Source organism: Paeniglutamicibacter terrestris, assembly GCF_012271785.1.
Classification (GTDB): Bacteria; Actinomycetota; Actinomycetes; order Actinomycetales; family Micrococcaceae; genus Paeniglutamicibacter; species Paeniglutamicibacter terrestris.
In genome coordinates, this window is record NZ_JAAWVT010000001.1 from 447,702 (window position 1) to 460,537 (window position 12,836).

General features: G+C 57.8%; 11 protein-coding genes and 2 tRNA genes. 4 read left to right on the forward strand and 9 right to left on the reverse strand.

The genetic code is table 11. The annotated features are described in order from the left end of the window. Nucleotides 1-29 precede the first annotated feature (29 nt). Nucleotides 30-102, reverse strand: a tRNA-Ala gene (locus HED64_RS02020). A gap of 413 nt (nt 103-515) precedes the next feature. On the opposite strand from HED64_RS02020, the gene HED64_RS02025 reads away from it, so the two are divergent. Further along, entirely contained in the window at nt 516-1,121 is a 606-nt protein-coding gene (locus HED64_RS02025) for a TetR/AcrR family transcriptional regulator (RefSeq protein WP_168150429.1), read from the forward strand. Nucleotides 1,122-1,146: 25 nt separating this feature from the next. Here the strand turns inward: HED64_RS02025 and HED64_RS02030 are convergent, their stop codons facing one another. Then, nucleotides 1,147-2,283, reverse strand: coding sequence for an MFS transporter (locus tag HED64_RS02030; RefSeq protein ID WP_168151097.1), 1,137 nt, complete (start codon nt 2,281-2,283; stop codon nt 1,147-1,149). 262 nt (nt 2,284-2,545) lie between these two features. Beyond that, nucleotides 2,546-3,799: an NAD(P)/FAD-dependent oxidoreductase gene (locus HED64_RS02035; RefSeq protein ID WP_168150430.1), complete on the reverse strand. Its 1,254-nt coding sequence runs from the start codon at nt 3,797-3,799 to the stop codon at nt 2,546-2,548. 240 nt (nt 3,800-4,039) lie between these two features. On the opposite strand from HED64_RS02035, the gene HED64_RS02040 reads away from it, so the two are divergent. Then, a complete protein-coding gene (locus HED64_RS02040) occupies nt 4,040-5,026 on the forward strand; it encodes an endonuclease/exonuclease/phosphatase family protein (RefSeq protein ID WP_168150431.1) in 987 nt (328 codons plus the stop codon). A gap of 3 nt (nt 5,027-5,029) precedes the next feature. Here the strand turns inward: HED64_RS02040 and HED64_RS02045 are convergent, their stop codons facing one another. After that, nucleotides 5,030-5,695, reverse strand: coding sequence for an alpha-ketoglutarate-dependent dioxygenase AlkB family protein (locus HED64_RS02045; protein WP_168151098.1), 666 nt, complete (start codon nt 5,693-5,695; stop codon nt 5,030-5,032). Nucleotides 5,696-5,799: 104 nt separating this feature from the next. After that, nucleotides 5,800-6,957 (reverse strand): Rossmann-fold NAD(P)-binding domain-containing protein, encoded by a 1,158-nt coding sequence (locus HED64_RS02050; RefSeq protein WP_168151099.1) that lies wholly within the window; start codon nt 6,955-6,957, stop codon nt 5,800-5,802. 246 nt (nt 6,958-7,203) lie between these two features. Between HED64_RS02050 and HED64_RS02055 the strand changes: the two genes are divergently transcribed. Next, nucleotides 7,204-8,352, forward strand: coding sequence for a DUF4232 domain-containing protein (locus HED64_RS02055; RefSeq protein ID WP_168150432.1), 1,149 nt, complete (start codon nt 7,204-7,206; stop codon nt 8,350-8,352). 85 nt (nt 8,353-8,437) lie between these two features. Here the strand turns inward: HED64_RS02055 and HED64_RS02060 are convergent, their stop codons facing one another. Continuing rightward, nucleotides 8,438-9,790: an acyl-CoA dehydrogenase family protein gene (locus HED64_RS02060; protein ID WP_168150433.1), complete on the reverse strand. Its 1,353-nt coding sequence runs from the start codon at nt 9,788-9,790 to the stop codon at nt 8,438-8,440. Between the two features lie 370 nt (nt 9,791-10,160). On the opposite strand from HED64_RS02060, the gene HED64_RS02065 reads away from it, so the two are divergent. Further along, the gene (locus HED64_RS02065; RefSeq protein WP_168150434.1) at nt 10,161-11,399 is read left to right on the forward strand and encodes an acyl-CoA dehydrogenase family protein; all 1,239 of its coding nucleotides are present in this window, start codon (nt 10,161-10,163) and stop codon (nt 11,397-11,399) included. Between the two features lie 103 nt (nt 11,400-11,502). On the opposite strand, the gene HED64_RS19630 is transcribed toward HED64_RS02065, so the two are convergent. The 3 genes from HED64_RS19630 to HED64_RS02080 form a co-directional block, all read right to left on the reverse strand. Further along, nucleotides 11,503-11,952 carry a DUF4190 domain-containing protein gene (locus HED64_RS19630; RefSeq protein WP_245325601.1) on the reverse strand — a complete coding sequence of 150 codons (450 nt, stop codon included), beginning with the start codon at nt 11,950-11,952 and terminating at the stop codon, nt 11,503-11,505. 229 nt (nt 11,953-12,181) lie between these two features. Beyond that, nucleotides 12,182-12,254: transfer RNA gene (locus HED64_RS02075), tRNA-Ala, on the reverse strand. Nucleotides 12,255-12,331: 77 nt separating this feature from the next. Continuing rightward, nucleotides 12,332-12,553 (reverse strand): helix-turn-helix domain-containing protein, encoded by a 222-nt coding sequence (locus tag HED64_RS02080; RefSeq protein WP_132359548.1) that lies wholly within the window; start codon nt 12,551-12,553, stop codon nt 12,332-12,334. Nucleotides 12,554-12,836 lie beyond the last annotated feature (283 nt).

The following is a 12,836-nucleotide window of genomic DNA, read 5'->3' on the forward strand; positions in this document are numbered from 1 at the left end:
CAAACAAGTGTTTGGGACCTTTTTTTCGGTGGAGGTAAGGGGATTCGAACCCCTGACCTTCTGCATGCCATGCAGACGCGCTACCAACTGCGCCATACCCCCGAAAGGTTTAGTTTCAAGCTTTCCCGAAGGGCTGCCGAACCGAGATAATAATCTACAGCACAACAGCCCTCGAATGCCAATCGACCGCCACGCAGCGGTCTTCTCAGTTTCAAAATCATACGAGGAAGCATGAGAAAACCTTGGAAAACCGGGGCAAACTCGCCACATTATGACGTCGGTCACCCGGTATTCATTATGAGTTTTTTGCTCGTTTCTCTGCCGGTCAACAGACCAGTCAAAACCGGTTTTTTTGCCCTGAAATACGGATCTCACCTGAGTAAACAGGTCTTCACAGTAGTGTTTCCCATGTTCCCGCGCAAGCCCCACCCCCGGGAGGAACTCGGGAGGGGAGCCAAAGCTGATATTTGAGCGGTATGTAAGCGTTGCCCTGAAATCTGGCTATTCTTAGCTCCATGGCAAATCGTGGTTCATATGCAAAGGGCATCGCAAAGCGTGCCGAGATACTTGATGTGGCGTTGGAGGTATTCGCAGTTGAGGGATACCGAGGAACGTCTCTTCGTAAGGTTGCGAGTCTTTGCGATCTTTCCCTTGCCGGAGTGATGCATTACTTCGACTCTAAGGAAGATCTGTTGGTCCAGATCTTGCGCAAGCGTGACGAACGCAATGAAATTACCGGGACAACGGAAGAACAGACTCGGCGTTTCATCGAGGTGTTGACTCAGGACACCGCAGCTCCCGGTTTGGTCGCCCTCTACGTGACCATGTCCGCAGCGGCGACCGACCCGAACCATCCTGCTGCAGCGTACTTCCAAGAGCGCTATGCCCGCCTCCTCGAGTTGGCCAAAACTTCTTACTACAGGGAGGACAAGCCTCAGCCTTCGGCCGAAGAGCTCGAATACTTCCTCGCCATGACCCGAATTTCGCTAGCCACGGCGGACGGCCTGCAGCAGCAATGGCTCGTTGACCGTACCGTCGATGTAACGGGCACCATGCAGCTGCTGCTCAAGCAGATCTTCGACTCAATGAAGACCTTCAGTGCTGGGGCCAACCACAAATAGTCCATTACCGCGACGGTGCTGGTCGCTATCGCGTTTCTGCCGCGGCAATGCGTTTGGCACGAAGCCCGGTGGCCAGTGCCAACAGCAACCCGACTAGGGCTAAGCCGGCACCGAGGAATGCCGGTGCGCGGTAGCCGAATCCGGCGGTAATGACGGCGGCTCCCAGAGCTGCGCCCAAGGCGTTAGCTACGTTCAGGGCCGAGTGGTTCAATGATGCGGCTAGAGATTGCGCGCGGGGTGCCGAATCCATCAGCAGGGCTTGTAATGCGGGAACTAGCAGTGATCCGGTGCCACCCAGAATGAAGATCAGGATCAGGGTGGGGATCAGCTGCGTGGCCACCAGACCAAAGATCGACATGAAGACCACCATCGCCGCGGTGGAGAGGTAAATGGCGCCGAGCACCGACCAGTCGGCCAATCGCCCACCAATCACCGAACCAATGACCATGCCGATTCCGTAAAGTCCCAACACCAGCGGAACGGCGCCAATGGGCAGCCCGGTGACGTCGGTGAGGATGGGGCTGATGTAGGAGTAGACGGCGAAGAACCCACCGAACCCGACAATTCCGGTCAGCATGGCCATCCAGACCTGTCCGCTCTTGAGTGCCGAAAGCTCCCTGCGGATGCTGGCACCTTCTTGCGCCGGGGCGTAGGGAACGAAGAATCTGATGGCAACAAATGTCAGTGCACCCACGAGTCCGACGATGGCAAACATCCAGCGCCAGCCATAGCTTTGCCCGATGAATGTCACCACCGGAACACCAATCACGTTGGCAACGGCCAACCCCATCATGACCCACGCGATGGCCCGCCCACGCATGGACGCTGGCACCAAGGTGCCAGCCAAAATCGCTGCGATTCCGAAGTAGGCCCCGTGCGGCAGGCCCGCCAGAAACCTCGAGACGATCATCCACTCATAGTTAGCGGCAAAGAGTGAGCCGAGGTTGGCCAGCGTGAAGAAGGCCATGAGCCACAGCACCATGGTTTTGCGAGCCACTCGGGCACCCAAGGCGGTGAGCATCGGTGCGCCGACCACCACGCCGATGGCGTAGGAGGAGATCAGCAGGCCCATTTGTGCATTGCTGACACCAAGATCGGTGGCACCCTCCTGGAGCAAGCCCATGATGGTGAATTCCGTGGTTCCGATTCCGAATCCACCCATGGCCAAGGCCACGACGGCCAGTAGCAGTGGCGTGCCGGAAAGATGAGTACTGTGGTTTGAGCTGTTTTTTTCCGGGACTTTGGCGTCGGATTTCACGGGTGCCTTTTCGATGGTTCAGTGGGCAGTCAACGGTGAGGTCCATGAAGCCGGTCTCCCCACCAGTCTTAACCCTACGTGGGGGAATAAGTACGGCGCACCAGAAGTGAGCATGACCACTGGCGTTCGTGACCAGAGACTAACACCCTGCAAGCCGGATGCTGGGCTAGAGCGCAAAGAGATCGTTGCTGGAGTCTTGGAGCCTCTCCACCGCCACCTCTGTGCCGATCATGTCTCGCAGATGATCGTTGACGTCCCAAATATTCACGTTCATGGCGGCAGTGATGACTCCCGTGCGCAGCCAGAAGATGATGAATTCGCCCTTCAGCATGTCTCCACGAACAACGGCCTCGTCGTCGGCGGCCCTGTCCCCCACGTATTCCATACCTAGATCGAATTGATCGGTGAAGAAGTACGGTAGCCAGTCGTACGATTCGCTCCGACCCAAAATAGTTGCCGCCGCCAACTTGCCCTGACGGATCGCGTTGTCCCAGTGTTCGACCCGCAGGCTGCGGCCCAGCCGAGTGTTGTAGGCCTCCGCCACGTCCCCGATGGCCAAGATGTTCTTATCGCTGCTGCGCAGCTGCTGATCAACCAGCACCCCGGATCCAACTGATAGCCCGGCCGCCACCGCTAACTCGGTATTGGGCACCGCTCCGATGGCCAGCAGGACCAGATCCGCCTGAACCCCTCCGGTGGCGGTCTCCACCAAGAGACCGCCCCGTGCATCTATGCTCATGCCGCTGACGGCACTCCCAAACTGGAATTTCACCCCCTCATTGGTATGAAGCTGCGCCACATGGGATCCGAATTCGGAACCCATGGCTGTGGCAAGTGGAATCTGACCGGGAGTCAGCACAGTGACCTCGATCCCCGCGCTCAGGGCGGAGGCAGCAACTTCCATGCCGATCCACCCCGATCCGACGATGACCAAATGTTTGCCTGCGACCAGACGTTCCCTCAAGTTCTTGGAGTCCTCGAGTGAGCGCAATGATAAGACTCCGGGAAGGTCCCAGCCGGGCATCTTGGATTCTGGCCCACCCAAGCGTGAACGACAACCGGTGGCTAGGACGAGGTGTTGGTACCCCACGGTGGAGGAATCAGAGAGAATGACGTTCTGGCCGGAGACATCAATGCTTTCGGCCTCCACCGAGAGCCGCAGGTCGATGTTCGCTTCGGCATACCAACTGGCAGGAAAGGGTGCCAGCTCCGACTCGGATTTTTTACCCTGGAGGAGTTCCTTGGAGAGTGGGGGCCGTTCATAGGGCACCTCGTTTTCGGAGGCGATGAGCGTGATCGGGAGGGTGTAGCCACCCTCTCGCAGGGCATGGACACAGTGTGCGGCACTGAGCCCTCCCCCGACCACCACCGTCCCGAGGGTGTTGGTGGTTTCTGAGCTATTCGAGTCCCGCTCGCTCATCTTTTCTGTCCTGTCACCGAAGAGCCCACCGCACCATGCGCTACAGCGCCTTCAAGTGCCACAGGCAAAAGGAATTCCTTGTTCTCACAATGGCATCTAAGGCTCTTGGAGTCGATAGGCCTCTTGCTCACACCCGGCTATGCCACGTGTCATATTTTCTGGGTTTACACACGAAACTCCGGGGTTGGCATCAGCTCGACCCCATGCGCGATCCAGCTCAGTGTGGGATTGTTGGTAACGATGTCTTCTAATTCTGCCCTTCCACGCGTTGCGACCCGATCGCGGCATCGTCGGACGCGGTCCCACCGTTTCCTGCGTTTCCTGGTAATTCTTGGGGCGCTGTCCAGCGCGCTACTTATCGCCTTTCACCAGCGCGTACCCGATCTGTTTGGACTGGGTCTGTTGTTGGATAATTTCGCTCCATGGCTGGGGCTGGCCGTAATCGTGGTGGGTCTCTTCGCTATCATTTCGCGCAGCCGCACCTCATTGGTGGTGCTCCTGATCCCCGTATTAACGTGGCTGTTCACCTTCGGGCCCGGTATTATTCCGCTGTCGTGGACGGCACCGGCGGCAGCATCCAGCACCTTGACCCTCGGTAGCCAAAACATCAAGGCGGGCACCGGCACTGCTACGGAGTCGGCACTCGATTTGGCGTCGGGCAGTAGCGACATCATTGCTCTTCAGGAGCTAGACGAGAACAGTGCCCAGCGTGTCACCACTGCCCTCGATGCTCAGTATCCACATCATTTTGTTGTTGGCACCGTCGGGGTATGGAGCAAGTACCCCTTGGTGAACTCTCGTGCGCTGGATCTCGGTTTGGGTTGGAAGCGCGCGTTGTCGGCCCAGGTCCAGACCGATGCAGGAAATATCCAGATCTATGTTGTGCATGCTGCCTCGGCCCGCCCGAATGATCACGTGGATCGTGATGAAATGCTGAGCCAGTTGGCCACGACGGTGAGCGCGGACTCGCACCAGAACATCATTGCTCTGGGCGACTTTAATGCAACAAGTACCGACCGAGCATTCCAAAAGATCTCGGATGTTCTGGACGAGCCCAACCAAGACAACGGGCTTTTTGGATTTACCTGGCCCCAAACACCCTTTGCGATGATGCGCCTTGACCACGTGTTGGTCCGCGGTTTGGACGTCACTTCGAACACCACGGCCAATGCCGGGCTCAGCGACCACCGAGCGGTACTGACCACGGTGAATCTACCGGGTAATTGAGTCTCAGTCCGATAATCCGGTCACCCTCATGGTGATGTTGATCCGTCCGGCGCCAAGACCGCAATCCTCCGGTGCCGTTCCGGGCAGGATCTTTGTGACCCCGTGGAAGGCCAGACGGGCAGGACCACCAAAAACGAACAGGTCACCGGAGGCCAAGGCGATGTCCTCGTAGGGCTGGTTTCGATGCTGGGTATTGCCAAATCGGAATTTGCAGGTGTCGCCAATGGAGAGGGAGACAACGTGATCCCCCAGGTGCTCATCTCGGTCTTGATGCATGCCCATTTTGGCATCTGTCCCGTAGTAGTTCACGAGGGCGGCGTCCGGCGTGTAGCGCTCGGCGGCAGCTTGGTCCTGCGTTGCGGCAAAAATCGCCTTACGCCCCAGTCGGACCATCCAATCCGGGAAGTCCAGGACACGATTGCCGTTGACGTCGGTGGCCTCGCGTGAATACTCGTAGGGACGCCAATGCCAGCCGAGACACAGTGATTGCACGGACATTTCGTGATCCCCGATCTTGGCCGCCCGCGGAGGCACAGGTCCTGCACCCCATTCATGGAAGCGTGCCACGATCCACCGCTGCTCCTCGGCGCTGAGCCAATCCGGCACCCAGTAGGCTCCAGGACTTAGTTCACGCCGAGGACGGCTTAGAAAACTCTCCGAAAAGAGCATGTTCACGATCAGTTCCCTTATCTCTCCGGGTCGCTGCCACACGCTAGCTAGTGCGGTGATGCCGCTATCAAGCATGCCAGAACAAGAGCGATCCGGAAGCTTACCTAGTCAATCAGTTTTCGGTGAGGGTACTCCCCCGACCTCTTCTGAAACTCGAGGATCGCTGGGTTCTGGATGATGCCATCACGAATTTCTATGGCACGGGAGATGGTTTCGTTCTTTGACCACGCTTCACGACCATCAAGCACCACATCCAAGAAGGGTAAAAGCCCTCCGCTGATTTCCCAGCTGGCCGAGTTCCACAGGTATGAAGGGCTGTGGTCAACTGCGTAGTAATTAATGTTCCCGCCCACCGTGTGCATCGGGTCGGCGAAGGTGCTGGGCTTGGCCCATTCGAAGCCCATGCCTTCGTCGCAAGAGACATCAACGATGAGGCTTCCCGGAGTGAAGGCAGATAATTCGCCGGTGCGCAGATACATCAGCGGAGCGTTTGGATCCTGCAGGGTGCAGTTCACCACGATGTCGCTCTCGGCCAGGAAGGGCGCCAGCGGCAGGCGTCCTTCATCGGTGATGACTTCGCTCAGGTGGGGTCCGCCGTCGTGCTCAAATTGCACCATTTCTACGGAGTGGATGGGCGCAGCAACGGCTGCCACCGACCTTCCGGTCAGTACCCGAACGTCGTTGATGCCGTGGCCGTGCAGTGCTGTAACAGCACCTCGCGCGGTGGCCCCGAATCCGATCACAACGGCGCTAAGTTTGCGTCCGTAGTCGCCGGTGGACCCGCAGAGCTGCAGCGCGTGGATGACCGAGGCATACCCTGCGATTTCGTTGTTTTTGTGGAAGACGTGCAGACCAAAACTGCCGTCGGAACCCCAGTGGTTCATAGCTTCGAAGGCGATCAAGGTGAGTTTCTTCTCGATGGCCAGCTGCGTGAGAGCCGTGTCCTGTACACAATGCGGCCAGCCCCACAGGGTCTGACCAACACGCATTTCTTCCAGGTCGGCAAGCTGTGGTTTCGGCAGCAGGATAATATCCGCGCTGGCAAAGATTTCGCTGCGTGTGGCGATCCGACCTACAAACGGGGCCAAGGCCTCATCGTCCAGGCCTACCGATGCACCGTAACCGGTTTCGATGATTATTCGGGAGCGAAAGCGCTCATCAATTCGTTCAAAATGTGCTGGGTGGATCGGTAGGCGGCGCTCGTCTACCTTGTTCGAGGTTGCAATGACGCCCAATGAAAGTTCATTTGATACGGTCAAAATTCGTGCCTCTTCCTAGGTGGAGAGGGCCAATCGGCGCTCCCCATTAAGCTCACGGTACACGGAAAATACATTTTTTCCGGCGTTTAGTCCACGATTTGGTACGTATATTGGTCAACGCTGCGGCCAAATTTATGTGTCAAAAAACCATGGAGGCGGAAAACTATTTGCGCACGTTTTCCAACGGATTCTCTGACCATAATTTATCGCTGACGAAAGTCCCTAGTCAGGTCAGCTACCCTTTCAGCTATGGATAAGCGCAATCATTTGACGATGGTCACGGCATGGATCTCGGTATTGGCTGGACTTGGTTGGGTATTCAGCGGGGTACTGAATGGCTGGCTACTCAGAAGCCAAATAGCCCTCCCGTCACAATTCGTGAACTTGGTGGTCCCAAAAACGTTTGCCAACACCACGTGGCAAATGATCCAACCCTGGCCAGTGCTCTTAGTCGTATTTTCCGCCCTTGCCCTCATTTCCTTGTCGGCACTTCTTCTGGCTTTCTCCGCACGACCTACCAAGGGAAAGACGACACCGCCCCATCTTGGCTTCCTCGCGATCTGGATGTGCATCGTTATCGCAGCGTTTGGCACGGCGCTACTGACCTCGCTGGGCGACATCATCGCCACGTGGCCACCGGCACGTTTGGCATGGATGCTAGAACGTGTTGAGCCCGCGTTGTCCTCAGCAGGGTACTGGGGAATCGTTTGGGGTTGGGTGCCAGCTCTGATCGGTTCACGTATCCTTCGGCTAGCGCACCGAGAGAGCAGCGATGCCCCAGAGAGTGGCCATCCACGAGCCATTCTTAGTTTCGCGGCGGTGCTCATCGCCGCAGTTCTAACTGCTTCCCTACCGCTTGCTGAACATTCCTCGCAGGGCGCCAAGGCCAGCACACCCGAACCGGTGCCGGCGCCCACTACTGCGCCCTTAACGTTCGGCTCGCCAGAGGTTTCGAGCGCTTTTCAGGAGGTCGGTGAGAACTGGTGCACCGGAGACCAAGTCAGCATCACCTGGGGTGAACCCGAGGGCGCGACTGGCCATCGCGGCATGAGCTTCCAACTGAGAAACTCCGATTCAACACCGTGCGTGGTGGCCTCATATCCCGATGTTGCCTTCGATGATGCCAACGGCAATGCCATCGATGTACTGATCGTCCAGGGCGGTTCATTCATGACCGATGACGCAGGAATTTCCAGCATCACTCTGAAACCCGGAACCAGTGCCCAAGCCTTCCTGGGCTGGAATGCCATGGCCGCCGCGGGAGACACCCGGACCGGCACCATGCTGGTGGCTCCCTACGCTGGAACCCCACGCCAGAGCTCACCGGTGGACCTAGACATTATTGATGGTGGAGCGGTGTCAGTGACAGCCTGGGAACCCGTAATAGCTGCCAAATAGTCGGCATTCGTGCCGCTGTCCGGCGCATCATTCCGGCGCCACCTTTCACCTTCACTGGAGGTGGCACCGGGATGAGGCTAGAGGCTTAGGCCTTGGTGGAACTCGCGCCGATGGCCCACACCCGCGGCAACTGCACACCATTCACGGATCGGTCCCCCACCAAACGAGCCTTGTACACCCAGGGGTTATGGTTTCCAGCGGTGCGCGCATTGCGCCAGTGACGATCTAGGTTCTTCTTTACCGAGGTTGCCGAGGCCGCCAAGGCATCAAAGGCATGTGACAGAGCGTTTGTTGCCAGCGGCGTGAGGGCAATTTGACCCTCGGCCGATGCCAACTCGGCGACGTCGTTAAATTCTTCTTCCCTCTGCACGTCGATTTGTCCCGCACGCAGCTCCAGCGCAGCATCATGGGCGCCCTGGAGGGTCTGGGCCGCTCGGTGCACAATTGCCTCACCGGCAAAACCAGCTGCACCCAGTTCGCCAATGATCTGCAGGATCTGCGGGTCCTCGCGCCAGATGCCCGCTGCGGCGTGTGAGAAGGTACGGGTGCGCTGGCGCACCTCGGTGGCGAACTCACGTTCCGCGGCACGCACGCTTCCGGCGAGCACTGCCAAAAGCACTACTTGGTAGAACGCCGTCTGGTACTTGAATCGCTCATCGAAGTTGATCAGGTGATCTTCGTGAACGACCGCGTCAACAAAAGTTGAGGTCCCCGAACCGGTGGTGCGCTGGCCAAAGCCATCCCAGTTATCACGATGTGTGACACCAGCTTGGTGAGCGCTGACAGCGGCAATCACCCGTTTCCCGGTGTCGGTGCGCTCGGCGTAGGTATCGAGCCAATCGGCGTAGATACTGCCGGTGGAATAGTACTTGGTGCCGTTAACCCTGAAACTTCCTTCGCCGAGTTCGGGCGCCGGGACCACCTTGGTCTGCACGTCGCCAACCTCCACGGCACCGATCTCGGTCCACGAATTTCCTACCAATTCACCGCGTACGAACCTATCAATCCACATCGTTCGGGCGGGACCGGATTCGACGAGGATTCGATCCTCAACAAACGCGAAGTGTCCGCGCAGTGCCTGCGGGATATTGGAATCAGCGGCAGCCAGTTCCGTCAGCAAATCAAAAAGCTGTGGCAACGTTGCGCCGAATCCGCCCTCGGCCACTGGGACTCGCAGCGCTCCGAAACCGGCTTCCGCGAGTTCGCGAATCTGCGCTACCGGCAGGACGTGGTCTTGTTCGCGCTGTGATGCGCCCGCTGCGATGCGTTCAAAGATGGGTCGAAAGTGGAGAGCCAATTCGTTGTAGTCCGGCTGCTGCGTCGTTCGCTGCGTCACCGCAGCGACCTTCGCAGCCTCACGAGCAGCCTCGGCGAAGGTTGCTTGTCCCGAGTCCGTCGCTGACGTGGTTGGCTCCGTTAGCTGGATCTGCGCCGTCATGTTTCCTCTTTCTCCTGCCGCCGTCACCGGGCAACACCTTGATATTCGTCCTTGGATGACCGAAGGATTACCCGGTCTGAATTACATGCCGATGAGGCTACTGAGCCGAGCCTAGGAGACTTCGCGGTGACACATCCACGAGATGTCCGCCGTTGACTCGGTGTTACTCCGCAAGACCCTTCGTGTGACCTCGTATGACTCCCAGTAACGGTGAGCCCGTCGCGGGCGGACATTTTTCGTGACGCCATGAAATCTCGCGACCAAGGTTCGCGGGGTCGGCCGCCCCGATCCTAGGCTCGGTCCATATACACAGCCCTGGCAGTTCGGGGCGGCACGGCCACACTTCAATCCGATTTCGGAGGAACACCTCATGACGCTTCCACTTCACGAAGCCCTCAAGCAGTCCCCTTGGCAGAACCAGCCGGTGCCCCACGACGCCGCCAGTTGGATTCAACGTGCCGATGAGGTGGCAGCGATTCTCGCCGTAGATGCTCTGGAACGTGATCGGGCCGCGGAAATCGCCACACACGAAGTTCGGCTACTTAAAGACGCGGGCCTCACCACCATCCTGGGGCCAACACAATTCGGCGGTGGCTCACAAAGCTGGCAGACCGCATTACAGATCATCCAGGTGGTCTCCGCAGCCGATGCGTCGGTGGGCCAACTACTCGGTTATCACCTTCTGTGGGCTTGGGCCGTGCGTTTGGTAGGCACAGACGATCAGATCGCCGCCGTTGAGCAGCTTTACACGAGCGAAAACCTGTTCTTTGGTGGCGCGGTGAATCCGCGTGACAGCGACCTGAACATCGAGGATGCCGGGGACCACCTGATTTACACGGGCCAGAAGTCCTTCAGTACCGGGGCCAGGGTCTCGGACCTCGTGGTCTTGGAAGGTACGTTGCCCGACGGTGCGCATGTGTTCGCCATTGTTCCCACCGCACAGGATGGCATTGAGTTCCTGGGCAATTGGGACAATCTGGGCCAGCGTCTCTCCGAATCCGGTGGCATCAAGATCACCGGTGTGGAGGTCGATTGGGCCGGTGCCGCCGGATACGTGAACAAGGAATTCCAGCCACTGGTCTACAACACGTTGAATGTACCGTTGATCCAGCAGATCTTTACGGCCATTTACTTGGGCATCGCCGAAGGTGCCTTGCGTACCGCCGGAACCTACACCCGAGATCGTTCTCGCGCATGGCCCTACAGCACCGACCCCAAGGACAGCGCGTCCGCCGAGGCGCATGTGCTGGAGACCTATGGTGATTTGCGTGCCAAGCTCTGGGCAGCTCAGGCACTGGCCAAGTCGGTTGATGAGGAAATTTCCCTGATCCTTCACGCCGATCGTGAGGCACTCACCGCGGGACAACGCGGGTTGATTGCCGTGCGCGTTGCCGCTTCAAAGCAGGTTGCATCAACCGTCGCGCTCGAGGTCACCAACAGGATCTTTGAGGTCACCGGTGCTCGGGCGACTTCAAATGCCGTGGGGTTGGATATCTACTGGCGCAACATCCGTACCCACTCCTTGCACGATCCGGTGGCGTTCAAGCGCCGCGAGGTCGGCGAATACGAACTGCTCGGCCTACTGCCAGAGCCGTCCTGGTACACCTAAGAAATAGCAACATATGCCCGTGCCAACAAGCATCGGTCGCTAGCGGCGTATCCCCCGTTTTCCGAGGGGTACGCCGCTAGCGCGTGAGTGGCAAGAACACGAATCACATTGTTCGTGAGCCCGTTGAATAGAAAACACCTATCAGCAAGACGACCAAACCGACCCAGACGTAGCCGATGATCAGTCCCGCTAGGGCCAGAGAACTGCCACGCTCACCGGTCCTTTTGATCTGCGACCGTGCCATGTGTCCGAAAATTATGCCAAGTATCCCCGTGGACAGCCCAAATATCAGAGCGTGTATTGCAAAGTGATTCATGCGCTGTACGACCGGTTGCTTGTACAACGGCTGACCAAATGTGGCGTAATCGATTAGTGGTGCACCGCCGTGCAGTTTCTGGTGCGTGATATTCTCCTGCGCTGGTGAAAATTGACTCTGTGGGTTTTGGCCCATGCCTGTCCCCATATTCGTGGGAGGCTTCTTCGTGACATTAATGGCCACGACCACAATCACGATGACGGCCACGAGGAAGATAAGAATCATTACAAGCGTCATGATGTGCCAACCTTGCCAGCCGCCACAGCTGCTCCTCATGTCGAAGCGGCAGCGATCCACCGCAGAATCTAGATGCTATTCGATGACTTGGTCGCCGTGAATTGATATCACCGGGCGTTGAGGCCACGAGCGCTCGGAGAACGTACGTCGACATCCGCAGAGTAGTCTTCGGCAAAAAAATACCTGACCCAACTCCTCTTCAAAAGATTCGTTAGGTCAGGTATCTCGGTGGAGCATAGCGGAATCGAACCGCTGACCTCTTCGATGCGAACGAAGCGCTCTACCAACTGAGCTAATGCCCCGTCTTACGGCTTGGAGCCGTAATATTTTTAGCCTAAACCCGAGGTGACCGCCACACAAAATCGAGGAATCCTTACGATTACTCCTCGTGTTCTGCCTCTATGGCACCAGCCTCTATCGATTCCCTAGCCGCTGCGTATTGGCGTTGAATATAGGCCTCGAGTTCTGTGCGTTCGACCCGCCACACCCCGCGTCCACCGATCTTAATCGCTGGTAGATCCCCACCGCGCACCAATGAGCGGACCTGGGGCAGGTTTACATTCAACTCGTCGGCAACATCTTCTAGACGCAAGAACCTCATGCATTGAAGGCTACCCGGTTCGGAATTGAGATAACCGTCCGCAGACACTTTTGTGGATAACTGCCTTTTATCGGTTCGCCCCGCGGGCAGCCGCGACTGCAATTAAACAAGAGAGGCCCGCGATGACTCCAAGTTTTTTGGAATCGTTGCGGACCGCTCTTATGCGCGACCTGAGACCTTGTGGGCCAACCTGCAAAGTCTCCGGGATGAGGTTCCGTTGCGGGGTCCGTTCCCCGTCGCTTGTGGCGTTGGAGAAGCTTCTAACAGCTACTAAAGCAACAAC